This window comes from Corallococcus sp. AS-1-6, assembly GCF_020037015.1.
In the GTDB taxonomy this organism is placed as follows: Bacteria; Myxococcota; Myxococcia; order Myxococcales; family Myxococcaceae; genus Corallococcus.
In genome coordinates, this window is record NZ_JAIQDE010000027.1 from 1 (window position 1) to 24,137 (window position 24,137).

27 protein-coding genes and 1 pseudogene are annotated in these 24,137 nt (G+C 71.6%); 19 read left to right on the top strand and 9 right to left on the bottom strand.

The annotated features are described in order from the left end of the window. The 10 genes and pseudogenes from K8612_RS29860 to K8612_RS29905 all read left to right on the top strand — a co-directional run. Positions 1-188, top strand: a pseudogene (locus K8612_RS29860) (hypothetical protein); the annotation flags it as partial. Between the two features lie 319 nt (positions 189-507). Continuing rightward, entirely contained in the window at positions 508-1,710 is a 1,203-nt protein-coding gene (locus K8612_RS39650; protein WP_223764763.1) for a DUF2380 domain-containing protein, read from the top strand. Then, the gene (locus K8612_RS29870) at positions 1,707-2,177 is read left to right on the top strand and encodes an NUDIX hydrolase (RefSeq protein ID WP_223764764.1); all 471 of its coding nucleotides are present in this window, start codon (positions 1,707-1,709) and stop codon (positions 2,175-2,177) included. Before K8612_RS39650 ends, K8612_RS29870 begins: the two co-directional genes overlap by 4 nt. Before the next feature lie 192 nt (positions 2,178-2,369). Continuing rightward, positions 2,370-3,455 carry a type III polyketide synthase gene (locus K8612_RS29875; protein ID WP_223764765.1) on the top strand — a complete coding sequence of 362 codons (1,086 nt, stop codon included), beginning with the start codon at positions 2,370-2,372 and terminating at the stop codon, positions 3,453-3,455. Next, complete coding sequence (locus K8612_RS29880) at positions 3,449-4,024, top strand: isoprenylcysteine carboxyl methyltransferase family protein (RefSeq protein ID WP_223744823.1); 576 nt, start codon at positions 3,449-3,451, stop codon at positions 4,022-4,024. The genes K8612_RS29875 and K8612_RS29880 overlap by 7 nt, the downstream gene beginning before the upstream one ends. Next, entirely contained in the window at positions 4,017-4,292 is a 276-nt protein-coding gene (locus K8612_RS29885) for an acyl carrier protein (protein WP_223744824.1), read from the top strand. Before K8612_RS29880 ends, K8612_RS29885 begins: the two co-directional genes overlap by 8 nt. Next, on the top strand, positions 4,289-6,046 hold the full coding sequence (locus K8612_RS29890) for a fatty acyl-AMP ligase (RefSeq protein ID WP_223744825.1): 1,758 nt from the start codon (positions 4,289-4,291) through the stop codon (positions 6,044-6,046). The genes K8612_RS29885 and K8612_RS29890 overlap by 4 nt, the downstream gene beginning before the upstream one ends. Positions 6,047-6,244: 198 nt before the next feature. Then, positions 6,245-7,342 (top strand): NAD(P)/FAD-dependent oxidoreductase, encoded by a 1,098-nt coding sequence (locus K8612_RS29895; RefSeq protein WP_223764766.1) that lies wholly within the window; start codon positions 6,245-6,247, stop codon positions 7,340-7,342. A 65-nt stretch (positions 7,343-7,407) separates the two neighbouring features. Then, complete coding sequence (locus K8612_RS29900; RefSeq protein ID WP_223744827.1) at positions 7,408-7,968, top strand: gamma-glutamylcyclotransferase; 561 nt, start codon at positions 7,408-7,410, stop codon at positions 7,966-7,968. 145 nt (positions 7,969-8,113) lie between these two features. Then, positions 8,114-9,565, top strand: a complete 1,452-nt coding sequence (locus K8612_RS29905; RefSeq protein WP_223764767.1) for a DNA/RNA non-specific endonuclease — start codon at positions 8,114-8,116, stop codon at positions 9,563-9,565. A 36-nt stretch (positions 9,566-9,601) separates the two neighbouring features. Here K8612_RS29905 and K8612_RS29910 read toward each other — a convergent pair whose 3' ends face one another. The 4 genes from K8612_RS29910 to K8612_RS29925 form a co-directional block, all read right to left on the bottom strand. Next, a complete protein-coding gene (locus tag K8612_RS29910) occupies positions 9,602-10,285 on the bottom strand; it encodes a RibD family protein (protein ID WP_223764768.1) in 684 nt (227 codons plus the stop codon). Positions 10,286-10,384: 99 nt separating this feature from the next. Next, entirely contained in the window at positions 10,385-10,609 is a 225-nt protein-coding gene (locus tag K8612_RS29915) for a hypothetical protein (RefSeq protein WP_147439601.1), read from the bottom strand. A 49-nt stretch (positions 10,610-10,658) separates the two neighbouring features. After that, a complete protein-coding gene (locus K8612_RS29920) occupies positions 10,659-11,147 on the bottom strand; it encodes a hypothetical protein (protein WP_223764769.1) in 489 nt (162 codons plus the stop codon). 13 nt (positions 11,148-11,160) lie between these two features. Next, a complete protein-coding gene (locus K8612_RS29925) occupies positions 11,161-11,787 on the bottom strand; it encodes an NIPSNAP family protein (RefSeq protein WP_223764770.1) in 627 nt (208 codons plus the stop codon). Between the two features lie 93 nt (positions 11,788-11,880). Between K8612_RS29925 and K8612_RS29930 the strand changes: the two genes are divergently transcribed. The 4 genes from K8612_RS29930 (at position 11,881) to K8612_RS29945 (ending at position 16,189) form a co-directional block, all read left to right on the top strand. Further along, on the top strand, positions 11,881-13,506 hold the full coding sequence (locus tag K8612_RS29930) for a PLP-dependent aminotransferase family protein (protein ID WP_223764771.1): 1,626 nt from the start codon (positions 11,881-11,883) through the stop codon (positions 13,504-13,506). A gap of 133 nt (positions 13,507-13,639) precedes the next feature. Beyond that, positions 13,640-14,215, top strand: coding sequence for a hypothetical protein (locus K8612_RS29935; protein ID WP_223764772.1), 576 nt, complete (start codon positions 13,640-13,642; stop codon positions 14,213-14,215). After that, positions 14,188-15,273, top strand: a complete 1,086-nt coding sequence (locus K8612_RS29940; protein WP_223764773.1) for an MBL fold metallo-hydrolase — start codon at positions 14,188-14,190, stop codon at positions 15,271-15,273. The genes K8612_RS29935 and K8612_RS29940 overlap by 28 nt, the downstream gene beginning before the upstream one ends. Continuing rightward, positions 15,245-16,189: a hypothetical protein gene (locus K8612_RS29945; protein WP_223764774.1), complete on the top strand. Its 945-nt coding sequence runs from the start codon at positions 15,245-15,247 to the stop codon at positions 16,187-16,189. The genes K8612_RS29940 and K8612_RS29945 overlap by 29 nt, the downstream gene beginning before the upstream one ends. Here the strand turns inward: K8612_RS29945 and K8612_RS29950 are convergent. The 3 genes from K8612_RS29950 to K8612_RS29960 are packed head-to-tail and all read right to left on the bottom strand — an operon-like array spanning position 16,186 to position 18,232. After that, positions 16,186-16,773, bottom strand: coding sequence for a Uma2 family endonuclease (locus tag K8612_RS29950; RefSeq protein ID WP_223764775.1), 588 nt, complete (start codon positions 16,771-16,773; stop codon positions 16,186-16,188). The genes K8612_RS29945 and K8612_RS29950 overlap by 4 nt on opposite strands. A gap of 51 nt (positions 16,774-16,824) precedes the next feature. Further along, complete coding sequence (locus K8612_RS29955) at positions 16,825-17,865, bottom strand: class I SAM-dependent methyltransferase (RefSeq protein ID WP_223764776.1); 1,041 nt, start codon at positions 17,863-17,865, stop codon at positions 16,825-16,827. A gap of 34 nt (positions 17,866-17,899) precedes the next feature. Beyond that, positions 17,900-18,232 (bottom strand): MXAN_6627.5 family MYXO-CTERM protein, encoded by a 333-nt coding sequence (locus tag K8612_RS29960; protein ID WP_223744839.1) that lies wholly within the window; start codon positions 18,230-18,232, stop codon positions 17,900-17,902. Between the two features lie 125 nt (positions 18,233-18,357). Between K8612_RS29960 and K8612_RS29965 the strand changes: the two genes are divergently transcribed. Further along, positions 18,358-19,680, top strand: coding sequence for a response regulator (locus K8612_RS29965; protein ID WP_223744840.1), 1,323 nt, complete (start codon positions 18,358-18,360; stop codon positions 19,678-19,680). A gap of 64 nt (positions 19,681-19,744) precedes the next feature. Here the strand turns inward: K8612_RS29965 and K8612_RS29970 are convergent, their stop codons facing one another. Further along, complete coding sequence (locus K8612_RS29970; protein ID WP_223764777.1) at positions 19,745-20,386, bottom strand: hypothetical protein; 642 nt, start codon at positions 20,384-20,386, stop codon at positions 19,745-19,747. Positions 20,387-20,443: 57 nt separating this feature from the next. On the opposite strand from K8612_RS29970, the gene K8612_RS29975 reads away from it, so the two are divergent. The 4 genes from K8612_RS29975 (at position 20,444) to K8612_RS29990 (ending at position 22,859) form a co-directional block, all read left to right on the top strand. Next, entirely contained in the window at positions 20,444-20,941 is a 498-nt protein-coding gene (locus K8612_RS29975; protein WP_223744842.1) for a DUF3987 domain-containing protein, read from the top strand. 59 nt (positions 20,942-21,000) lie between these two features. Further along, complete coding sequence (bcp, locus tag K8612_RS29980) at positions 21,001-21,591, top strand: thioredoxin-dependent thiol peroxidase (protein WP_223764778.1); 591 nt, start codon at positions 21,001-21,003, stop codon at positions 21,589-21,591. 238 nt (positions 21,592-21,829) lie between these two features. After that, positions 21,830-22,351: a hypothetical protein gene (locus K8612_RS29985; protein ID WP_223744844.1), complete on the top strand. Its 522-nt coding sequence runs from the start codon at positions 21,830-21,832 to the stop codon at positions 22,349-22,351. 136 nt (positions 22,352-22,487) lie between these two features. Further along, positions 22,488-22,859, top strand: a complete 372-nt coding sequence (locus K8612_RS29990) for a hypothetical protein (RefSeq protein WP_223764779.1) — start codon at positions 22,488-22,490, stop codon at positions 22,857-22,859. On the opposite strand, the gene nagZ is transcribed toward K8612_RS29990, so the two are convergent. Continuing rightward, positions 22,856-23,920, bottom strand: a complete 1,065-nt coding sequence (gene nagZ / locus K8612_RS29995) for a beta-N-acetylhexosaminidase (RefSeq protein WP_255672386.1) — start codon at positions 23,918-23,920, stop codon at positions 22,856-22,858. The two genes, K8612_RS29990 and nagZ, sit on opposite strands and share 4 nt — an antisense overlap. Between the last annotated feature and the right edge of the window lie 217 nt (positions 23,921-24,137).

The following is a 24,137-nucleotide window of genomic DNA, read 5'->3' on the forward strand; positions in this document are numbered from 1 at the left end:
GGCTGGGCGTGGGCATGGGACAGCCAGGGGCGCGCTACCTGGGGTCCGCCGAGGTCCGCTGGCGATTCTTGGGCGGGCAGCTCTACGCGATGGGGACGGGCGGCACGCTGCTGTTCCCCACGCCGGAGGGGACGCTGCGGCCGGGGGCGTTCGCCTCGGTGGGCCTGGGGTTGGACGATGCGCGCTGACGCCCTCTTGCTGGCCCTGGTGCTGATGACCGCGGGATGCGCCTCCATGTCGCAAGCGCCTGGGCGTGGCCGGAGCTTGAGCTACGCGCCGCGAGAGGACTCCTTGCCCGCGTGGGTGGAGACTCCGCGCGATGAGCCCCCGCAGGCCCGGGCCTTTCGCCCACGCGCCATCTCCGGGCCCCAGCAGCGTCTCCTGCGTCGCCAGCCGCCGCGTGACGACGTGACAGCCGTGGGAGACATCGGCAGGGAGGGCACTGTTGGGGGCGGGGCTCGGAGCGCTGCGTCGACGCGGCAGGCGGTTCTCGACGCCACGGACGAAGTGAAGGGTTCCCTGCGCAGCATCGAGGCTGCATTCACGAAGCTGGCGGCCCGTCCTGCAGACCCCTGGGGCTGGAGCCTCACCGGCGTCTTCACGCGCTACCTCGACCATGGGGCCAGGCAGGTGACGTGGCTCCATGGCGCGCTTGGGAGCGCCACCGCGTTGACGGAGGTGGCCACGGAAGTCGGCGACACGGACATGGAGTTGGGCCTGCTGCGCATGACGGGGCCGAAGCTCCAGGCCGCCCAATTCGGAACCCTCCTCCTGGCCACCTGGGTGGACTTCCTGCACCTCGCGGACGCCGTGCTCCGAAACTGCCCCATGTGCAGCGCAGAGAAGCTCTTCACGGACCTGCATCGCGTGCAGGGGCTGATGGAGCCCACGCTGACAGACCTGGCCTCACTGGACCCGGAGCGGGTGGAGGCGGCGACGACCGCGATGCCCGAACTGATGGGGAAGCTGACCCGCGAGTTCGACACGCTCCAGCGGGAGACCCGCGCGACCATGAAGCTCGGCGGGCAGGTCCTCGCGGCGATGCAGGCAGTGGAGATGGTCACCATGATTTCCACGATGAAGCTGTCCCTGCCACGGGTGCCGCCCTCGGCCCCCGCGACGCTCGGCATGGGCCTCGTGATGAGCTCGGGCGGAGTCATGGTGGGCTCGCGGATGGTGGTCTCCGCCGAGTGGATGGAGATGATGCGAAGGCTCGTGCAGGCGGGCGTCATCTCCAGTTCCGCCGCCAGCGCGACCGTCCTCATCCAGGGCGGACAGGTCATGATGGCCCAGGCGCATCAGGACCTCCCCAAGGGCGTACGCGATGCGCTGGGGGACAGTCCGGAGGTGCGCGGCATGCAGGTGACGGGCAGAGCAGGGGCGGGCATGTCTGACGCCCCGAAACACCACGTGCTGCCGCAAGAGAACCGCGACTGGTTCGAGCAGCGCGGCTTCAAGGGCGACATGGACATCGACCAGTTCTGCGTCCGGATGGAGCAGGCCCACCACGAAGCGATTCACGGTGGCGGGAACTGGAAGCTGGGCCGCACCTGGCCCGGTGAGTGGAACCGGATGATCATGGAGATACTGCACGACGCGGAGACCAAGACCGGCCGGATGTTGACCAGAAACGAGGTCCTGGACATCGTCGCAGCGACCATGGAGCGCTACTACATCCCGATGAGTTTTGTCCCAGGGAGAAGCCGATGACCGCCAGACATCCATGGGACGGCAACTGGAGGGCCCGCTTGTACGAGAGGGTTCGCGAGCGTGGCTATGATTCCCTGACTGCCTTTGCTGAAGCGCACCCGACCGCCTCGCTGGTGAAGCTTGCCGCGGAGCTAGGTGAGGGCGAGATCGCCGGGGTGCAGGTGTTCAGCGGACTCGTTGCCGAGGCGGAGCGGAGCAAGCAGCTCACGCGCTTGGTTCGCGGACAGCTCGTGCGTGAACTGGCGGAGTGTCTACCCAGGGGTTGGCCGGGCGTGCTCGACGATGCCAACCGCTTCAAGGTCGCCAAGGCACTCGGCTTATGGTCCGGCTTTACGCCAGAAACGCAAAAAGAACGTGTCAGGCGGGTCGGCGACGCTCTTCTTGCCAACCCACCGCCCGCTGGCTGGCGCCCGCTCGGTCCTGACGATGAGCTACTCCGGACGCTCCTCCCCGACGAGGAGACCTGATCGGACGCGGCGGCCAACGGAAGACGTCCAGTTGGCAGAGAGGGCCGCGGCGGTGAGTCGTCGCGTGTGCAACAGTGTGGGCCGCCGGCGGGGTTCAAGGGCGTGCAGGTCCCGCGATACTCCATCGCATCTGGCCCTGCGGGGGATTAAGCCTGGGGAACCGGCTCCCCGGGTGGGACCCTCCAGGACTTCATGCCCAGCACGACCCGTCACGACCCCGCGCCATCCCCTTCGTTGAGCGCGGTGGGACGCGCGCTCCCCCCGCACTACGCCAGCCAGGAGCAGCTCATCGCGGCGCTGCGCGACCTGTGGGCGACGAAGCACTTCAACCTGGAGCGACTGGAGGACCTGCACCGCAACGTGCAGGTGGGCGGCCGGCACCTGGCGCTGCCCTTGGAGGAGTACCCGGCGCTCACGACGTTCCAGCAGCGCAACGACGCGTGGATCCGCGTGGCCACGGAGCTGTCGGAGAAGGTGGCGCGCCAGGCGCTGTCGCGCGCGGGGCTCACGCCGAAGGACGTGGACCACGTCTTCTTCGTCACGGTGACGGGCATCGCCACGCCCAGCGTGGACGCGAGGCTGGTCAACCGGATGGGCCTGCGCGAGGACGTGAAGCGCACGCCCCTCTTCGGCCTGGGCTGCGTGGCGGGCGCGGCGGGCCTGGCGCGCGCGGCGGACTACCTGCGCGCGTTCCCGAAGCAGACGGCGCTGCTCATCGCCACGGAGCTGTGCTCGCTCACGCTCCAGCGCGAGGACCTGTCCATCCCCAACATCATCGCCTCCGGCCTCTTCGGTGACGGCGCGGCGTGCGTGGTGCTGCGGGGCGCGGAGGCACCAGCCACGGGTCCTCGTGTGGTGGGCTCGCGGTCGGTGTTCTACCCGGACACCGAGCGGGTGATGGGCTGGGACGTGGTGGACACGGGCTTCAAGGTGGTGCTGTCCGCGAAGGTGCCGCAGTTGGTGAAGGAGCACATCCGGGGCAACGTGGAGGGCTTCCTCGCGGAGCACGGGCTTGTGCTCAAGGACGTGAAGCACTGGGTGGCGCACACCGGCGGGCCCAAGGTGCTGGAGGGCTTCGAGTCCGCGCTGGAGCTGGCGCCCGGCGCGCTGGAGCGCTCGTGGCGGTCGCTCAAGCAGGTGGGCAACCTGTCCAGCGCGTCGGTGCTCTTCGTGCTGGGGGAGACGCTGGAGGAGGTGGACGCGAAGCCGGGCGACTGGGGCGTGGTGATGGCCATGGGTCCGGGCTTCTGCGCGGAGATGGTGCTGGTGCGATGGTGACCGGGACGCAGGCGTTGTTCGCGGGCTTCATGGGGCTGCTCGTCGCGGAGCGGCTGCTGGAGCTGGTGCTCTCCAAGCGCAACGCGGCGCGGGCCTTCGCGCGGGGCGGGGTGGAGACGGGGCAGGGGCACTACCGGTTCATGGTGGTGTTCCACACGCTGTTCCTCGTCGCGTGCGTGGCGGAGGTGTTCGGCCTCCAGCGGCCCTTCTGGGGCGCGTGGAGCTGGGCGGCGCTGGTGGGCGCGGCGGTGGCGCAGGGGCTGCGGTACTGGGCCATCGGGACGCTGGGCGACCGGTGGAACTCGCGCATCATCGTGGTGCCGGGGCTGGCGCCGGTGACGGGCGGGCCGTACCGGTTCCTGCGGCATCCGAACTACGTGGCGGTGGTGTTGGAGCTGTTCTGCGTGCCGCTCATCCACGGAGCGTGGGTGACGGCGGTGGTGTTCACGGTGGGCAACGCGGCGCTGCTCTATGTGCGCATCCGCGCGGAGGAGGCGGCGCTCGGGGCGATGTACTCCGAGGCCTTCGCCCACCGTCCCCGCTTCATTCCGGAGGTTCGCCGTGGCTGACATCGTGACGGAGGCGGTGGCGGAGATCCGCCGCATCGCCCGCGAGGAGCTGGAGTTCGAGGGCGCGGTGGAGCCCGCGCACGACCTCTTGCGCGACCTGCAACTGGACAGCCTGGGGCTGACGGTGCTGGCGGTGGGGCTGGAGAACCGCTTCCGGGTGCTCCTGTCGGAGGAGGACGCGCAGGGCGTGCGGACGGTGGAGGACCTGGCGCGGCTGGTGGCGGCGCGGGTCGAGGCCGCGAAGCCGGACGCGGGAGCGCACCCGTGAAGGGGCCGCCGCTGCCGGCGCTGAAGCACGCCACGGTGAACGCGATGCTGAAGGCGACGTCGCGCACGTCGCTGGGGCTGGTGTTCGTGGACGCCGCCGAGCACGAGACGTCCCTGCCGTGGGCCCAGGTCTACCGGCGGGCGAAGCGCGCGGCGGCGGGGCTGGCGCGGCTGGGCGTGCGCCCGGGGGACCGGGTGGCGGTGTTGTTGCCCACGTCGCCCGCGTTCATGGATGCGTACTTCGGCGCGCTCCTGGCGGGCGCGGTGCCGGTGCCGCTGTATCCGCCGGTGCGGCTGGGGCGGCTGGACGAGTACCACCGCTCGACGGCGCGGATGCTCCAGTTGACGGGCGCGGTGGTGGTGCTGACGGACACGCGCGTGCGGCTGCTGCTGGGTCCGAGCATGGCGCTGGCGCGGCCGAGGCTGGGCTGTCACACGGTGGACGCGGTGCTGCACGGCGACGAGGACCTGGAGGTGGAGGTGGAGCCCGACGCGCTGGGGCTCATCCAGTTCTCCTCCGGCTCCACGGTGGAGCCGAAGCCGGTGGCGCTGACGCACGGGGCGCTGGTGGCGCAGGTGGCGGCGCTGGAGGCGGCGATGCCGTTGGCGCCGGGCGTGATGCCGGTGGGCGTGAGCTGGCTGCCGCTGTACCACGACATGGGGCTCATCGGCTGTGTGCTCGCGGCGCTGTACTACCCGGGCAGCCTGGTGCTGATTCCGCCGGAGACATTCCTGGTGAAGCCGGCGCTGTGGCTGCGCGCGCTGTCGCGGCACCGGGGCTTCGTGTCGCCCGCGCCGAACTTCGCCTACGGGTTGTGCTTGAAGCGGGTGAAGGACGCGGACCTGCAGGGCGTGGACCTGTCCGGGTGGCTGCACGCGCTCAACGGCGCGGAGCCGGTGTCCGCGGACACGCTGCGCCGCTTCGCGGAGCGGTTCGAGAAGTGGGGCTTCTCCGCGAGGGCGCTGCGGCCGGTGTATGGCCTGTCGGAGGCGGCGCTGGCGGTGACGTTCCCGCCCGCGGGCCGGGGGCCGCGCGAGCTGGGCGTGGACGCGGACGTGCTGGCGCGCGAGGGGCAGGCGCGTGACGGGGCGCGGACGCTGGTGAGCGTGGGCGCGCCGGTGGCGGGCTTCGAGGTGCAGGTGCGCGGTGAGGACGGCGCGGTGCTGCCGGAGCGTCAGGTGGGGCGCGTGTTCGCGAAGGGGCCGTCGGTGATGCACGGCTACTTCGAGGACGCGGAGGCGACGTCGAGGGCGCTGGTGGCCGAGGGCTGGCTGGACACGGGAGACCTGGGCTTCAGCGCGGACGGGGAGCTGTACCTGACGGGCCGCGCGAAGGACCTGGTCATCATCCGGGGCGCGAACCACGCGCCGCAGGCCTTCGAGGATCCGCTGCTCAAGGTGGAAGGCGTGCGCACGGGCTGCGCGGTGGCGCTGGGCTTCACGCCCGAGGGCGGCCAGGACGAGGCGTTGCTCATCCTGGCCGAGCGCGCGGAGCGGGGCGCGGACGTGGCGTCGGTGGAGGCGGACATCCGCGCCGCGGTGGTGGAGGCGACGGGCGTGCAGCCGCACACGGTGAGGCTGCTGGAGCCGGGCACGCTGCCGCGCACGTCCAGCGGCAAGCTGCGAAGGCGCGAGGCGTTGCGGCGCTATCTGGCCGGAGAGCTGACGGCGCCGAAGAAGGTGGGCGCGGTGGGGCTCGCGGTGGAGATGGCGAAGAGCGCGCTGGCGATGGTGCGCGCGGAGCACGACTCGTGAGCGTGGCGGTGCTCGCGTGATTGCCTCGGTGCACGGGGCACGGACCGCTCTGGGCGGGATGCGCCTCGATGCAGCGCTCCGCATGACCTCTCTGGTGCGCGAGGCCAGGAACGCTCGGAGCAGGGCACGTCTTACGCTGATGCCACGTGGGACTTGTTCTGGTTTGCCGCGCCCTGCGACCCGGCGAGGCCCATGCACGTGAAGCCGCATGACGTGGTCGTGGTGGGCGGAGGCCCTGCCGGGCTCGCGGTGGCCATCACGGCGGCCCTGCGTGGGCTGGACACGGTGGTGGTGGAGCGCGCATCCGCGCCCGTGGACAAGGCGTGCGGTGAAGGCCTGATGCCCTCCGGCCTCGCGGCGCTGGAGCGGCTGGGCGCGCTCGCGCACCTGGACCGGAGTGACAGTTCGCCCTTCGTGGGCATCCGTTATGTGCAGGAGGACGGCAGCACGGCGGAGGGATTGCTGCCCGCGCCCGGTGGGCTGGGCGTCCGCAGGCTGGCCCTGTCGAATGCGCTGGCGACCCGTGCGCGCGAAGTGGGCGTGGACCTGCGCGAGCACACGCACGTCGTCTCGCACGTGCGCACGCCGGACGGGGTCACGCTGGAGACGCCCGTGGGCCGCGTGTCCGCGCGCTTCCTCGTCGCGGCGGACGGCTTGAACTCACCGCTGCGCAAGGCCGAGGGCCTGGACGTGGAGCAGGACATGCCCAGGCGCTACGGACTGCGGCGCCACTTCCGGCGCGCGCCGTGGACCCCCTACGTGGAGGTGCACTTCGCCTCCGGCGTCGAGGCCTACGTGACGCCCGCTGGAGCGGAGCGTGTGGGCATCGCGTTCCTCTGGGAGGACGGCACGGTGCCGGGCCGCGTGGGCTTCGACGCGATGCTGGAGCGCTTCCCCCGGCTGGCGGAACAGCTCACCGGCGCGGAGCCGGACTCCCAGCCGCGCGGCGCTGGCCCCCTGGCCCGCGTGGCCCGAACGCGCATCGCGGATCGCTTCGCCCTCGTCGGTGATGCCGCCGGCTACGTGGACGCGCTGACCGGCGAAGGGCTCACGCTCGCCTTCGCCTGCGCGGAGTCCCTGGGCGCGCTGCTCCCGGACGCTCTGGCGAAGGGCGCGGGCCGCGACACGCTGCTGCCCTACGAGCGCACCTTCCAGCAGGTGTTCCGCAAGTACTCCTGGACCACGCACGGCCTGCTGCTGCTCGCGCGCCGCCCGCGTCTGCGCAGGCCCGTGGTGCGCCTCCTGGGCCGCGCCCCCTGGCTCTTCGAGCGCATCCTCGCCGCCGTGGTGAGCTGACCCGGACGCGGATCCGCACGGCCTGGCCCTTGTTCCACCGCCGCGCGCCGGGGACACTCGTCCCCATGGCATCTGGCCCCGCGGCTTCACGTCCCTGGTTCGCGTTCTCCCTCGACCTGGCTCCGGCCGCGGCGAGCCGGCACCTGCACGGCCTGCCCCCCGTGCCCGACTTCCCCGAGGGCGAGCTCGCCGAGGCCCTGGACGTGGACGTCGTCTACGACGTGCACGTGCCCAACTGGGGCGGCCGGGTCGCACGCCTGGTGGATGCTCCCGGACACCGGCTGTCCGGGCGCCTGCGCCCCGTCGCCACCGAGTCCTGGCCCGTCCTCGCCCGCCTGGAGACCGCGCTCGCCCTGGCCACCGAGGAGCGCCCGGTGAAGGTGCGCACCGCCTCCGGCACCGTCGTGGACGCCCACGCCTTCACCCCCGCCGCGCGCAACGCCTCCACGCAGGGGCCCGTCAGCGAGGCCTTCCTGATCACCCTCGCCGTCGCCGCCGAGCGCGCCCGCCTGCCTGCCGCCGTGGTCGAAAAACTCCAGGCCGAAGCCCGCATCGTCCACGCCGTCCAGCACGCCCGGCCCGACGGACACCACCCTCCGCCCCCCTCCAAGTCCGGCATTAAGTGACAGCCGGGTCCAGCCGGACCGAAAAACGCCCTGCTCCCTGAGAAAAAAGGCGGGGTGACGCAACCGGGCGCCGGGTCACTCCGACGATGGAGGGGAGGGGCCCTCCCTGATCGTCTCCCCCGCCGGCTCCGAGGACTTTCACCGCATGTCGCTGCGAATCCCGACGGGAATCTCCACCCCGCGTCCCACGCCCGCGAATGCCGCCGCCCCCACCGCCGCGCCCGCGAACACCGCGGTGCCCGCCGGGGCGGACCTCCCCGTCAATGCGCCCGCGTCCCATGTCGTGGCGCCCACGGGGGGCAGTTGGAAGCGCTCCGCCACCAAGGAGGTGGCCATCTCCGACCTCCAGCAGAAGTTCGGCTGGACGGATGAGAGCTGGCAGGGGCGCCTGCTGCACGCGGCGGACGAGGGCGCTGACGGGAGCCGGGCCTCGAACGGCCAGGTGTCCGCGGCGGAGCTGGAGTCGTACCTCTCCGCGCCCGCGGACGCGCAGTTCCTCACGTCCACGGCGCTCCAGCAGCAGCGCGCGGCGCTCGACGCGAAGCTCCAGGGCGGCGCGCAGTCCGCGAAGGTGGACAGCTTCGACAGCCCCTGGCAGCAGTCCGTGGCGAAGCGCGCGGACCTCCTGGGCGGCAACGGCGACGGGGAACTCTCCGCGGACGAGCTGACGGCCTACATCAACGCGTCCAAGGCGAACCAGGCCAAGGGCACGGGCACGGCCGCGAACACGCAGTGGGTGCCCGACCAGCAGATGGCCGCCTTCCAGAGCCGCGTGGCGGAAGTGGCCGGCGAGGTGGATCCGCTCCAGGGCGTGGGCGGCAGCGGCGCGACGCCCGGCCTGAACATGGTGAAGGAGTACTCGCGCACACTGATGGACACGGACAAGAACGTGCCCACGTTCGTGAGCTACCTGCTGTCCGCGGCGGACGTGAAGGAGACGCCCGCGGACGTCAGCCGGCTGGACAGCACCTTCGTGCGCGACCCGGAGCTGAAGCAGGGCGGCGTGGTGGACTCCGACTACAACAACACCGGTTTCGACCGGGGGCACATGAAGCCGGCCGAGGACTCGCCCACGCAGGCGGCGATGAACGAGAGCCACTACATGAGCAACATCGCGCCCCAGCACGGCAACCACAACCAGCAGGTGTGGCGCACGCTGGAGCGCGGCGTGTCCGAGATGGTGAAGGAGACCGGCGGCAAGGCCTACATCGTCACGGGCAACCTGTACCTGGATGACAAGGGCAAGCCGCTGCCGCCGGAGTCCATCCAGACGACGGGCTCGAAGGCCGACCGGCAGATCGCGGTCCCCACGCACAACTTCAAGACGGTCCTGCTGGAGCTGCCCAACGGCAACCTGTCGATGTTCGCGTACATGGTGCCCAACGCGAAGGAGGGCCCGTCCAAGAAGGAGGACATCCTCCCGCTGCTCCAGCAGTCGCGCGTGCCGGTGGACCAGTTGGAAGGATTGCTGGGCCAGGACCTCTACGCGCAGTTGCCGAAGGGCGTGCAGGACAAGCTGGAGAAGGACACCTCCGCCGCGGGCGTCTTCCAGCAGCAGAGCCTCTACGAGTCCGCCACGCTGCTGCGCGCGCCCTGAGCCGTTGTCAGGGCCGCGGGGGCACGGGGAAGAGGCTCAGCGCCGCACGCGGTACCGGAGCCACACGATGCCGGAGTCGCGGCGCTCCACGTGGGTGAGCTCCAGCGCGGCGCCCGCGCCGGTGGAGCCCTGGGGGCGGTCGAAGACGGTCGGAGTGCCGGGCAGGCCATCGGCGGTGGGGTGCACGAGGAGGCTCACCTCGTCGATGAGGCCCGCGGCGAGGAACGCGCCATTGATGCCGCCGCCGCCCTCCAGCAGCACGGTCTGGATGCCGAAGGTGTCTCCGAGCTTCTCCAGCACGTGGGCGAAGTCGATGTCCTGCGTGCCGCCGAAGACATAGGAGACGCCACGCTCGCGCAGGTGGGCGAGGTGCGCGTCGGAGACGGACTCGGTGAGCACGACGACGAGGTGGTCCTCGTCGATGGCGCCGGACTCCCAGCTCAGCTTGCCGTGGGCATCCAGGGCGATGGCGTAGGACTCCGCGTCCTTGCGAGCGACGAAGTCCGTGCGGGGCAGGGGAGTAGCCGGAGCGGGCTTGAACACGGCGCCTTCCGCGGCGAAGTCCTCCATGGTGATGCGGCCGCACATCCAGGCGTCCGCGTCGAAGGTGTCGGCGGTGCGCTCGTATTCACCGCGCAGCGACGCCGGGTCGGGCCAGTGCTTGACGACGATGCGCCCGTCGATGGACGAGACCATGTGGCAGATGACGTGGGGCTTCATCGGGAGGCTCCGGAGCACGGGCGGAGCGCGGATGGTTCCTGAGGCGCCAAGGCCTGTCGAACCGATTCCGCGCCGGTCCGTTCACAATCCCGCGAGCCGCTACTGCGTCGCGCCGGGGTCGTCGGAGGCCTCGGCGGTGGAGGGCTTCTCCTCCTCCGCCTTGGGGGCTTCGAGGGGAGGGGACTCTGACTTGCCCACCTGGATGACCACGGGCCTGGAGACAGCGGGCGCGGCGGAGAACCGGCTCCTGGGCGTCGTGCCGACTCCCACGTAGGAACAGCCAGCCAGGGCGAACAGCGGGACAGCGGCAATCAGTCGGCGCATGAACGCATTCAAGCGGACGTGCGTGTGGGAGGTCCAGCCACGGAGGTGTTCAGCCGGTGGCCGTCGTTCGGGTGAACTCCATCACCCAGTTGGTCTCCCAGGTCTCTCCGTCGAGCGAGAAGGCCTGCTCCCACCGGGCCCGGTCGTTGCCCAGGCGGGTCCAATTGAACATGACCTGGACCGGGTGGCCTCCTTCGGTGTCCTCGCCGTAGAAGCGGCCGTGGTCGCCGGTGAAGCCTCCGTGCACGGGGGGCTGGAGCACCGCGTGGCGGCTGTCGATCCAGTGGATGGACCAGCGGCGCTCGCGCACGTCGAACAGGCGCAGCGCCATGCCGGAGAAGCCCCGCTCGAAGACGGTCTCCTCGACGTTGGACAGGCCGCCCAGGTGGGGTTGGCAGCGCATCCTGGACGTGAACACGTCCCAGTCGTCGCTGCCTGTCAGCCGTTGCTGGAGCTTCCGGTTCACGCACGTCCATTCGCCCATGAGGAAGTCGAAGTCGTGCACGTCGCCCGTGGGCAAGGGGGGAAGGGGCTTCATGGTGCGGGTCCTTTCAGCGCAGCTCGGAGCGCGCGGTGGGGGACAGCGTCAGGTGTTCAACCGGCGCGCTCAGCCACGGTTGGAGTGGCTCCGACCAGTTCTTCGCGGTGGCCCGGCGTCGTAGGTGTTCGCGGTGGCGCGCCGCATCCGGGAACACGGTGAGCCACGCGAAGACGTGCTCGCCCGTGCGTACGGGCAGGGCCGGGAACGTGTTCTCCGCGGGAGCCTTCAGGTAGCAGACCGTCACCACCACCCGGGAATCCGGACGCGTGTCCGTCTCCGGCGCGGGTCGAGGCGTGCCTGGATGCGCGAGGCCCGTGTCCGAGCGCACCGGCCTCAGGAGCAGGACGTTGTCGGAGTCCTGCATGGTCACGTTCGCGGCGCTCCGGTGCTCCTTCCACACCGGGCTGCCGTAGAACGCGCTCAGCGCCTCGCGCCGTGAGGCCATGTCGCGGAAGCCTCGCAGCCACACGAACCGGTCCGGACGGTCCTCGTCGCGGAACTGACCGATGAGGTGCATGCCGGTGGCTTCCTGCGACTCGATGAAGGCCCGGTCGAACAGCGAGATGAGGACGTCCCGCTGACCGGGATGCAGCGTGTACTGGCGCAGTTCGAGGACTGAGCAACAAGAGGACGGCATGAGGGGCTTCCGGGGTGCGGGGGCGGAGGCCATCCTTGCCAGGGAACTGGTAGGGTCATGAAGACCACTTCCGCCAGAATCGGCCATACCAGTTTGAAGACCTCCCACGGCGTCGCCTCCTCGCTCCTCCTGCGGCTCGATTCGCGGAGTCCCACGCCGCTCCATGAGCAGCTCTTCGAGGGGATTCGTGCGCGCATCCTCGCGGGGGCGCTGGCACCCGGGCTGCGGCTGCCGTCCTCTCGTCAGCTCGCCACCGAGCTGGAGGTGGCCCGCAGCACCGTCCTCCAGGCGCTGGACGCGCTCACGGCGGAGGGCTACCTCGTGGCCCGTGCGGGCTCCTGCACGCGCGTCGCGCCCGAGCTGCCCATCCTCGCCGGGGACCGGAGCCGTGAGCCCGCGCTCCCTGCTGCCTCACGCACGTCGCTCACAGGGGAGCGGGTCCTGGGCAGGGGGCCCGGTGCTTCACGCGGGTCCCGCTTCTCCACTGCCGCACAGACGCCAGGCTCCGTGGCGCGGAGGCAGGGTGCCTCGCGAGGGCCTCGACTTGCTGCCTCCGTGCGGACGCTGAAGTTCACACCTGTGGGGGCTCCGCGCCTCGGGGCCGCGCCTCGCGCGTTCCGGCCCGGTGTGCCCGCGCTGGACCTGTTCCCCACCGCGCTCTGGGCCCGCACGGTGTCTCGCGTCCATGCTCGCGCGAGCACGGGCCTGCTCGATGGCGGTGACCCTTCAGGCCATGCGCCGCTGCGTGAAGCCATCGCCACCCATGTGTCCGTGTCGCGGGGCGTGCGCTGCTCCCCGGAGCAGGTCTTCATCACGGCCGGCACCCAGCAGGCCTTCGATGAAGTGCTCCGGCTCGCGCTGAACCCGGGGGACCCCGTCTGGGTGGAGGACCCGGGCTATCCCGGCGTCCGTCGCGCCGTGCTCTCCGCCGGAGGCCGTCCGGTGCCCATCCCCGTGGATGGAGACGGACTCGACGTGGGTGTGGGCCTGACTCGCGCGCCTCGGGCCCGGGTCGCGCTGGTGGCGCCTTCGCACCAATACCCGCTGGGCGTCACGCTGAGCCTGGCGCGACGCATGGCGCTGCTCCAGTGGGCCGAACGCACCCGCTCGCTGATCATCGAGGACGATTACGACAGCGTGTTCCGCCACCGCGGCCGCCCCCTCACCGCGCTCCAGGGACTCGATGACGCCGGCTGCGTGGTCTACGTGGGCACGTTCAGCAAGTCGATGTTCCCCGGCCTGCGCCTGGGCTTCCTCGTCGTGCCGCCCTCGCTCGTGGACGTCTTCTCCGCCTCGCGCGCCGCCGCGCCCGCGCCCGCCTCCACGCTGGAGCAGGCCGCGCTCGCCGTGTTCCTCGCGGAGGGCCACTTCGCCCGCCACCTGCGCCGCATGCGCGCGGCCTATCGCGAGCGCGGTGAGGCCCTGCTCGATGCCCTGAACGCCGACTGCTCGGGCCTCCTCACGCCCCGCCCCTGTGACACCGGCATGCAGGTGTGCGCGTCCCTGGCCACGCCGCTGTCCGACCTGCGCGTCCGAGATGAAGCCGCCCGGCGGGGCGTGGAGGTCGCCGCCCTCTCCGACTACTTCCTCGGCAGACGCCGCGAGTCCGGCCTCATCTTCGGCTTCGGCGGCGTGCGCCCGGAAGGCATGCGCGCCGGGACGCGGACCCTGGCCCAGGCACTCGAAGCCGCGCGCCGCGGCCGCCGTCCTTCCCGATAGGACCTCCCCGATGAGCGACGGCCTGCCCTGAACACGATGCCGGGCAGGCGGGACACGTGGCGGGTGTGTGCCCTTGCCATCGCTCCGCTCCACGGACATCCCTTCCTGGACACAGGCCGTCTACGATGGCGCCATGGCCTGGCGCTCCCTCGTCCTCTCACTGTTGCTGCTGTCCGCATGCGGTCAGCGACGCAGCGACCCCGCGCGCGTGGCGGAGGACCTGATGCGCCCCGCGCCCGTGGGCGCCTTCGCCGCGGGCACCCCTCCGGTCTCCTCGGAGGACTGCACGGTGCGCACGGCGAAGCAGTGCTTCGACCAGGCGCTCACGCTGCTGGCCACGAACGCGCGAGGCCCGGAGCGGCTGCGCGCGCTGTCGCTGATGGGCAAGGCCTGTGACGGACAGGTGAAGGACGCCTGCTCCTGGCTGTCCCAGCACGTGAAGGAGCCCCGGCGCGTGCGCGGCGGTCCTCCGGACGACCCCGTGTTCCAGGAGGCCTTCGAGCACTGGCGCGAAGGCCGCAAGCACCACGTGCGCGTGACGTGCCGGCTGGTGCAGGGCGGCGTGCCCCAGCAGTGCGAGGTGCGGGAAGCGACGTTGCCGCCGGACCTGCTGGCGCAGGCGCTCGCCAGCATCCAGGCTTCGCGCTACGTGCTGCCCACCCTCGACGGAGAGCCCTTCGAATGCGACTGGACCATCGTCATCAAGTGACGCGGCTCTGGCCCGCGCTGGCCCTGTCGCTGTTCACGGGCTGCTTCGCCGGCACCGTGCACCGGGGCCCGGTGACGGACCACTTCGACGGAGCGTCCTTCCAGAACATCGGCGACGCGCCGAAGCTGTCCCCGCTCACGCTGATAGGGGCCGTGATGGAGGAGCGGCGCGGCCCCTGGCGCGACTACGCGGAGGAGCCCTCGGGCCCGAAGCCGCCGGAGCGCGTGGGCCCGGGCGGGCTGCGCGTGACGTTCATCAACCACGCCACGGTGCTGCTCCAGGCGGACGGGGTGAACGTGCTGACGGACCCCATCTATTCGGAGCGGGCGAGCCCCGTGTCCTTCGTGGGCCCCAAGCGCGTGCGGCCCCCGGGCATCCGCTTCGAGGACCTGCCGCCCATCGACGTCGTGGTGGTGAGCCACAACCACTACGACCACCTGGACCTGCCCACGCTGCGGCGGCTGGAGGCCGCGCACCACCCGCTCTTCCTCGTGGGCCTGGGCAACCGCGAGCTGCTCCTGGACGAGGGCTTCCAGCGCGTGGAGGAGCTGGACTGGTGGCAGTCCGCGAAGAGGGGTCCCCAGGGATTGAAGGTCTGGGCGGTGCCCGCGCAGCACCGCTCGAACCGGGGGCTGACGGACCAGGAGGAGACGCTGTGGGCGGGCTACGTGCTGGAGACGTCCGGCGGCCCGGTGCTCTTCGCGGGCGACACGGGCCTGGGGCCGCACTTCGACCGCATCGCGGAGCGCTTCGGGCCCATGCGCCTGTCGGTGCTACCCATCGGGGCGTTCCGTCCGCGCGTCCTGCACCCGGTGCACATGGGGCCGGAGGACGCGCTGAAGGCGCACCACGTGCTGCGCTCAGGGACGTCCGTGGCGATGCACTACGGCACCTTCCCCATGGCGTGGGACGGCCAGGACGAAGCGAAGTACCTGCTCCTGCGGTTGCTGCTGAAGGAAGAGGTGCGGCCGCGCTTCTGGGCGCTCGGCTTCGGCGAGGGCCGGGACGTGCCGCCGCTGGCGCCGGGCCATGAAGGGCGTGCCGATGCCGGACGCTGAAGGCGCGGTGCCACCGGAGGTGGAGGCGAAGGAGAAGATGGACCGGGCGCGCGCGTACCTCCGCGCGGGCGAGGAGCTGGAGGCGGCGATCGCGCTCTGTGACGAGGTGTACCGGCGCTTCACGCTGTCGAAGGTGCCGGCGCTCCAGCTCCAGGTGGCGCGGGCGCTGGGGCTGCGAGGCGCGGCGATGGGAGAGCTGGAGCGGCTCCCCGAGGCGCTGGTCCACTTCGACGAGGTGGAGCGCCGCTTCTGGAGTCCGCGCCGGCCCGAGCTCTGGGAGGGGGTGGCGTGGGGGATGCTGTACCGGGCCCGCGTGCTGCTGGACCTGAACAAGGAGGGCATGTGCACGAACTGGCTGGAGCGGATGTTGAGCCGCTTCGGGGCGGTCGCGCAGCGGCCCGACCTGCGCGTCCCGGTGGAGATGGCGCGGACGGCGATGCTCGTCGCGCACAACATGGGGCAGCGGTTCGAGGAGGCCCTGAGCCAGTCCGAGCTGCTCCTGAAGGGATACGACGGGAGCACCGCCCCGTTCCTGGTGGAGCAGACGGCGGTGACCCTGGTGCAGCGGGCCTTCGCGCTCCAGGGGTTGGGGCACGTGGACGAAGCGCTGGAGGCGTTCGACGAGGTGGACGTGCGCTACTGCGAGTCGACGGACCCCAGGATGCGCACCGTGGTCTCCACCGCGCTCATGGGGCGGGCCATCGTGTTGCTCCAGGAGGAGTTCCTCCCGGAGGCGCTGGGCGCGATCGACGCCATCCTCGAGTACGCGGGCCCGAGCCCGGAGCGGCGCCTGATGGAGCCCGTGAACTTCGCGAAGTTCCACCGCGAGGTCGTCGAGCGCGAGCTGCAGCTCGAACGCGAGCGGGCCGCGCGCAGGCCGAAGCCTCCACCCCTGGCGAAGCCGAAGCCGCGCTAACCCGGAGGCGGAAGGGACTTCCAGAGCCAGCCCAGCCGCAGGTCCCGCTCCTCGAAGGGCGGAGCGCGGATGAGGTCGTCGGACTCACCGTAGACGCCCATCTCCAACCAGCGCCCGTCCCGCAGCTCGCTCACGGTGAGCGTGCGCGAGTCCAGGTCCACGAACCACAGGTGCTGGATGCCGATGCGCGCGTAGAACGGCCGCTTGATGCGCGTGTCGTAGGCCCGCGTGGTCGGCGACAGGATTTCGCAGGCCCAGTCAGGAACATCCGTCCATTGGCCCTTGGGAAGGGTGGGCACCCGTTCGCGCCGCCATCCCGCGAGGTCGGGGATGAACTCCGGTGAACCGCCCACCCGGATGCCGGGCTCGGTCATGATCCACCAACCACCTGGCTCCACACCGCTCAACTGGAGTGCATCATCCAGCTCACGGTGAAGCCTGTACTCGAAATGGCCATGCGCGGCACGCGGCCGTGCATGCGTATACAGCGTCCCATCGATGATCTCGCCCACCACGCCCTCGGGCAGGGCCTCGATGTCAGCGAAGGTCGCCGGACCTTCGAGTGGTTTCGCGCCATAGGCCATGCCTGGAGTGTGGAGTTACCTCCACCGTCTGACAAGCAGGCGCCGGGACCGTCAGTCCGGCTGCGCGATGATCAACGTCTGCAAGGGCAGGTGCCGGATGGGCCGCGTGCTCTGGACCTTGAAACCCGCGTCATCCAGGAAGCCCTCGACCTCCGCGGGCGTGTAGGACGCCGCTCCGGACGTGAGGAAGTAGTGCAAGCCGATGAGCGGCGCGGACGTGCTCTGCGTGTCCCGCTCCTCGCGCAGGTACTCCAGCACCGCCAGCGTTCCCCGGGACACCATGGCCCCGCGCACGCGCCGGAGCAGCGCCACGTTCTGCGCGGGCGTCAGGTGGTGCATCACCTGGAACAGCAGCACGCCGTCATACGGCCCGCCCAGCTCCGCGGTCAGCACGTCCCCTTCCTTGTGCGTCACCCGGTGCGACAGCCCCGCCTGGGCGATGATGTCCCGCCCCACGCGCACGCTGCCCTCCAGGTCCACCACCGTGGCCTTCAGCCCCCGGTGCGCCCTGCACAGCTCCGCCGCGTACCAGCCATGCGCGCCGCCCAGGTCCAGCAGGTGCCTCGCGCCCCGGGGCAGGGGAATGGCCGCCGCCACCTCCGGCGAGGCCATCCGCGCCAACTGGTACATGGCCTGGATGTAGTCCCGCCAGCGCGGGTCGTCCGGAGCGAACTGGTGGATGTCCACCGACTGCCCGCTCTTCACCGCGGTCTCCAACTGCCCCCACCAGTCCCACTGCGCGTAGTTGAACTCCAGGAACGCCGTGATGGACTGCGGCGAGCGCGGGTCCAACCACCGCCGCGCCCGGGGAGCCAGCCGGAAGCGCCCCCGGTGCAGCTCCACCACTTCGCAGGCGATGAGCGCTTCCAGGAGCGCCCGCATCCCCTCTGTGCTCGTCTTGAGCCGCGCCGCCAGCGCCTCCGCCGTCGCCGCGCCGTCCGCCAGCGCCGCGTAGACGCCCAGCCGGGCCCCGGCCATCAGCGTCCGCGACGCCATCATCCCGAAGAAGGCGTGCGCCAGGGGCTGGGGCGCCAGGTTGAGGAAGTCCGCGACCCGCTCCAGGAGGTTGTCCGCCTTCAGGCCCAGCCGCATCGCGCGTCGCTCCTTGGAGTGGGGGGCCTGCCGGCTACCGGCGGCGCCGCGAGCCTGCCACGGCCGCCACGCCCAGCACCATCAGCGCCGCCTGCGGGCCCAGCAGGCACCCCTGCGTCTCCGCCTGGCGGATGCCGGTGTACTTGCACTTGCCCGCGTTGCAACTGAAGCGCGGCGCGCAGTCGCTGGTGCTGCGGCAGTCCGTGGGCACGCGCCCCGTGTTGTCGTCCCCTTCCGGAGAGTTCGGATCGTCCGGCTGGCCCGCGTCCGGCTGCTGGCCCTCCTGAGCCCGTGCCACCAGGGGGGAGAAGAGGAGCAGGCCGGCCAGGAGCCCTGCCGGAAAGATGCGGGAGGAGAGGGAGGACATGAGGCGGGCGCCACCCTAACGCCCCAGCGGGGCGCTTGCATCCATCCTCTGAAGCGGGCGGCCTTCCGGGGTTCCCTGGAAACGCTGGCCGCCCCGGCGTCCGAATCTGCTACGGTCCCCCCGCGATGGCGCCTCGAATCCTCGTCGTGGATGACAACCAGGAGCTCCTCTCCCTCCTCACGCAGTTGTTCGAGGACGCCGGGTACGAGGTGGTGGGCGCCAGCCGTGGCAAGCAGGCCATCGAGGCCGCCCGCGCCCAGCCCCCCGGCTGTGCTGTCTTGGACATCCTCTTGCCGGACATGATGGGCTACCACCTGGCGGACACGCTGCGGAAGGACAACCCCCAGCTCCCGCTGCTCTTCATCACCGGCGTCTTCAAGGGCGGCAAGCACGCCACCGAGGCGCGCCAGAAGTACCAGGCCGCCGGCTACTTCGAGAAACCCTTCGAGGCCCAGAAGCTGCTGGAGGCGGTGGCCAAGGTCCTGCCCGCGGAGAAGAAGGTCCCCGCCGCCTCCATGCAGGACGCCTTCGAGGTGGAGCTGGACATCGACGTGGAGGAGGAGGGCCCGCAGGACGCCATGGAGCTGACCGGCCGCATCAAGGTCACCGGCGGCGGCAACCTCACGGCCGAAATCCGCGGCGCCAACCTCACCGCCACGCCCATGCAGAAGGTGCCCACCACCCAGGTGCGGCCCCCCACGCCGGGCCGCCCGCCGGATCCGCTGCCGGTGGGCGCGGGCGCGCCGGGCAGCCGCCGGGGCGAGCTGAAGGACAACCTCCCGTCGCTGCTCACCGCCTTCTACCTGTCGCGTGAGACGGGCGAGCTGGGCGTGCAGCGCGGCAAGGTGAAGAAGGTCGTCTACTTCGAGAACGGCACTCCGGTGTTCGCGCTCTCCAACCTGCTGGCGGACCGCTTCGGGCAGTTCCTGGTGCGCGTGGGGAAGATCAAGCCCGAGCAGCTCCAGGACGCGTCCGCCGTCGCCGCGCAGAGCCACCGGCGCACCGGTGACGTGCTGGTGGAGCGCGGCCTGCTCAAGGACACCGAGCGGCTGTACTACGTGGGCCAGCAGGTGAAGGCCATCATCTACTCGCTCTTCTCCTGGGAGGAGGGCACGTACGTGATGAGCTTCAAGGAGAAGGCCTCCTCGGAGTCCATCAAGCTGGACGTGCACCCGGCCAACCTCATCGTCCGGGGCATCAAGAAGCTCTACAAGCCGGAGCGCCTGCGCCGCCTGCTCCAGCCCGAGGACCGGCTCATCCCCGCCGTCGCCCCCGCCTACGGCCTCAACGAGGTGGAGCTGGAGCGCTGGGAGGCGGAGCTGCTGCCCAAGATTGACGGCAACCGCGTGGTGGCGGAGCTGCTCGCGTTCGCCAACCGCCCGGAGCACGTCGTCTACGGCTTCCTGGTGTCGATGATGGCGCTGGGCATCCTGGACAAGCGCTCCTGAGCGCTCGCGGTGCCTTCACGCGGGCCGGGAGTGCTCCCCGCGCCCGCCCGCGCCGCGCGGCTCCCTAGACGAGCCGCGAGCCGATCCAGAACAGGCCCAGCGCGCCGGAGCCCAGCGCCACGCCGCGCTGGATCCACAGGCTGATGCGCGCGTTGGCGCGCGACAGGCCTTCCGCGAACAGCAGGCCCACGGCGCCCATGCCGATGAGGATGCCCAGCGCGAAGCCGGGCAGGTACGTCCACGCGGACAGGCTCATGCTGCCGCCCACCAGCAGCGGGGGCAGCGCGATGAGCAGCGACCGCACGCCGCTGACGGCCATGAAGGCGCCCGCGGCGGTGCTCACGGTGTGCACGTGCTCGTGCGGCTCGCGGTCGTGGCCGGGCAGGTGCGGGTGGCCGTGGTCCAGGCTGTGCGGGAAGAGCAGGGCGGTGACGGCCAGCGCCACCAGCACCGCGCCACCGAACACCTCCGCCCACCGCTCGAAGGTCTCCGACAGGCCCACGCCCGCGACCAGGCACACCGCCGCGATGCCGCCCAGCATGGCCGCGTGGCCCAGGGCGAAGCGCAGCGCCGTCATGAGGGCGACGCGGCGCCGGCCACCGCCCAGGGTGCCGAGCGTGGCCATGGCGGCGCAGTGGTCCGGCCCCAGGGCGTGGAGCATGCCTTGGGACAGGCCGAGCAGGAAGGCGAGCAGGATGGGAGCCACGACGGCGCACCCTAGCCGTGGTTTAACCCTGTGGCCAGCAGGAGGACGTCCCACACCATGCGCATTGCCCATCCCCGAACTTCCGCCGCGCTGCTGCTCGCGGGGCTGCTCGCGCTGTCCGGCTGCTCCACCGACCCCGGTCCGGAGCAACTGAAGAAGGCCGAGGAGCGCTACCAGGAGCTGATCAACCAGAACCTCGCCGCCCAGGACCCGGCGTGGGCGGAGGTGGCCGCCCAGTTCGAGGCCGTCCCCAAGGACTCCAAGGCCCGCCCGGAGGCAGACAAGCGCCTGGCCGCGCTGAAGGCCGCCCAGGAGAAGGTCCCGCCGCGTCCCCTGGCCCGGCCCGGCGCGACCGGCCAGGGCGCCAGCGACGTGGAGGCCAAGCGCGCCGCGTGCGAGTCGCTCGCGAAGAAGATGGGCGAGGCCCACACGGACGCGACGCGCAACATGCTGCGCAAGGTGCTGGAGAACTGCCAGGCGGACCTGGTCAAGCTGGAGGCCCACGACCACCCGCCGGGTGAAGAGGTCCATCCGGCGGACGAGGGCGCGCGCTGACGTCCCCGTCGCGTGCGTGGAGTTGAGAAGCCCCCGGGGTCTGGGTATGGAGCCGACGCATGCCCATGCCCCAAGCAGGTGACAAGGCCCCCGGCTTCTCGCTCCCCGACCAGAGCGGCGCCACCGTCTCCCTCTCGCAGTTCAAGGGGCGGCACGTCGTCCTCTACTTCTACCCGAAGGACGCGACCCCCGGCTGCACCACGGAGGCGTGCGACTTCCGTGACGAGCACTCCGCGCTGGTGAAGGCCGGCGCGGTGGTGCTGGGCGTGTCGCCGGACAGCGTCGCGTCCCACCAGAAGTTCGCCACGAAACAGGGGCTGCCGTTCTCGCTCCTGGCGGACCCGGACCACGCGCTGGCGGACGCGTACGGCGTGTGGGGGGAGAAGTCCCTCTATGGCCGCAAGTTCATGGGCCTCATCCGCGCGACCTTCCTCATCGGCCCGGACGCGAAGGTCGTCCGCGTGTGGCCCAAGGTGAAGGTGGCCGGGCACGTCGCGGAGGTCCTGGCCGCGCTCCAGGGCGGGGCGGCCTCCGACGCGGCTCCGGCCCCCAAGAAGGCTCAGGCGGCGAAGCCCGCCGCTGTCAAGAAACCGGCGGCGAAGAAGGCTCCGGCGGCGAAGGGCGCGGCCCGGAAGGGCGCTCGCGCCTGAGGTGGGGCGTGGGTGGCGGACGCCGGTGCACTCCTGGCGGGACAGGGAGGCCGGGACCGTGTATGCCTGCGCCCGTGGCTGGCTCCTCTCTCCCCGGGCGGGGCCGGCCGTTCACCATGAAGCCCTGTCGGCCTCCGGGCCGGACAGCGGGCGGCCGGCAGGGCCTGCCCCCGGGTGGATGCCCGGTGGTGGGCGAGGACGGCGTGACCATTCCTCGGGGATGGCGGAGACGATGAACATGCGCGAGCGAGGCATTCAGCGGTGGATGGGAGCGGCGGCGCTGGCGGCGGGCGTGCTCCTGGGCACGGCCTGTGGCGGGCTGCCGGAGACGGGCGGCAAGCAGCCGGATGAGCCGCGGGGCAATGCCTTCGCGCAGCGTGGGACGCAGCCGGAGGCCGTCTACAACGTGGCCGAGCAGCAGGGGCGCGAGAACCCCGCGGACGCGCACCACGGTGACGCGGCCGCGAAGCTGCCTCCCCACGTGCTGACGGTGGACCGGGGCTACAACTCCACCATCGAGAAGATCGGCTCCAGCATCGACCCGCGCACGCCGGCGAAGGCGGGCAAGTCCAACAACTCCAAGTGGGACGACGCGGGCGGCATGATGGCGCACCGCTACGGCGTGCTCGGCGGCGCGACCTACTCGCCCGCGGCCGACGGTCTGGGCGGCTGGAACGTGTCCACCGCGAACGAGGGCACGCGCGGCTTCGAGGCGCCCTACACCTACGTGAGTCCGCCCGTCTACCTGCAGAACCGGTAGTTGGACGGAAGTCCCAGGGCGCCCGCCGGCCAGCGTGCCAGCGGGCGTCCGTCCTCCGGCCCCGCCACTCCCGGTGGGGCACCGGGGTGGCCACTCCTTCTGTCGAGGCCATGACGGCTTCTGGAGGGAGCAGGCCATGCACTCAAGAAGACTTCATCACTGGACGCTGGTGGCGGTGTGCGCCGCGACGGCCGCGCTGGTCGGCCCCGGCTGCAACCGTGACAAGCCCACCATGCCGCGCGCGGGGAGCCGCTATCAGGGCGTCGCCAACACGCAGCAGCCCGCGCCGCCGGGGACGGGTGGCTCCGGCGCCACCGTGCCCACGGACGCGAAGGGCTCGCCGCTGAAGCCGCAGCCCGCGGGGGCCCAGGGCCTGCAGAACCAGATTGGCGCGCCCGGCTTCACCACGCTCCAGGAGCCGGTGCCCGGAGACCGGGGCGGCGCGGACCGCTTCCAGGGTCCCATGGGCCAGGGCTCCGAGCTGGGCTCCAGGCACGCCACCCACTAACGCGACGCGAGCATGGCCTCCGTGGGGTCCTTGCCGGTGAAGGCGCTGGCGAGGCCCTCGGCCAGCGCGCGGTGCTCCGCGTCGCCCAGCGTGGCGAGCCGGTCCTCGGCGGGGTGCGCGAAGCGGGCGGCGAGCGCGTCCAGGCGGCGGTGGGCTTCGGTGATGCGCTCGCGCGGGACGCGGCCGGACTCCACGGCCTTCACGAGCGCTTCGATGGCGGTGCGCTGCACGTCCGCCTTGTGGCACACGAGGAACAGGTCCACGCCCGCGAGCGTGCCCTGCACCGCGGCCTCCGCCACGGAGTAGTGGTCCGCGATGGCTTTCATCTCCAGGTCGTCGCTGACGAGCACGCCGTCGAAGCCCAGCTCCTTGCGCAGCAGGTCGTGCAGCGCGCGGTGGCTCATGGTGGCGGGGACGCCCTGCTCCAGCGCGTCGAAGAGCACGTGCGCGGTCATCAGCGACGCGAGCCCCGCCTTCGCGAAGGCCTGGAACGGCACCAGCTCCACGCGGCGCAGGCGCTCCAGGTCGTGCGGCAGCTTCGGCAGGGTGAGGTGGCTGTCCGTCGTCGTGTCGCCGTGGCCGGGGAAGTGCTTTCCGCAGGACGCCACGCCGCCGGCCTCCAGCCCCTTGGCGAGCGCCACGCCCAGCCGGCCCACCTCCACCGGGTCGCGGCTGAAGCTGCGGTCGCCAATCACGGGGTTGGCCGGGTTGGTGTCCACGTCGAGCACGGGCGCGAAGTCCCAGTCGAAGCCCACGGCGCGCAGCTCATGTGCGAGCAGCCGGCCCACGCGCTCGGCCAGGGCTTCGTCGCCGCGCTGTCCCAGCTCGCGCATGGGGGGCAGGGCGGTGAAGGGCTCGCCGCGAAGGCGCGCCACCCGGCCGCCCTCCTGGTCCACGGAGAGGATGAAGGGCCGGCCCGCGCGCGTCTTGATGTCACGGCACAGCGCCGCGGTCTCCGCGGCGGTGCCCACGTTGCGCTTGAAGAGGATGGCGCCGTAGATGCCGTCATCCATCAGCGCCGCGAGGTCGGCGTCGATGCGGGTGCCAGGGAAGCCCACCATGAAGAGGCGGGCACAGTCGCGGTACAGGGCGGAAGCAGGGCTCACGGCGGCGCAGTGTGGCAGAGCCCGCCGCCCGTGGGGCACTGCGAGCGCATGCCGAGCGTCGGCTGCCTGTCAGGGCACGGAGCGGGCCGACCCGCAGGCTTCCAGGCTGGGCCCGAGATCGGCGTCCCGAAAACCTGTCCGACAGTCGGACAGGTTCGAAGCCCGTGGCCGG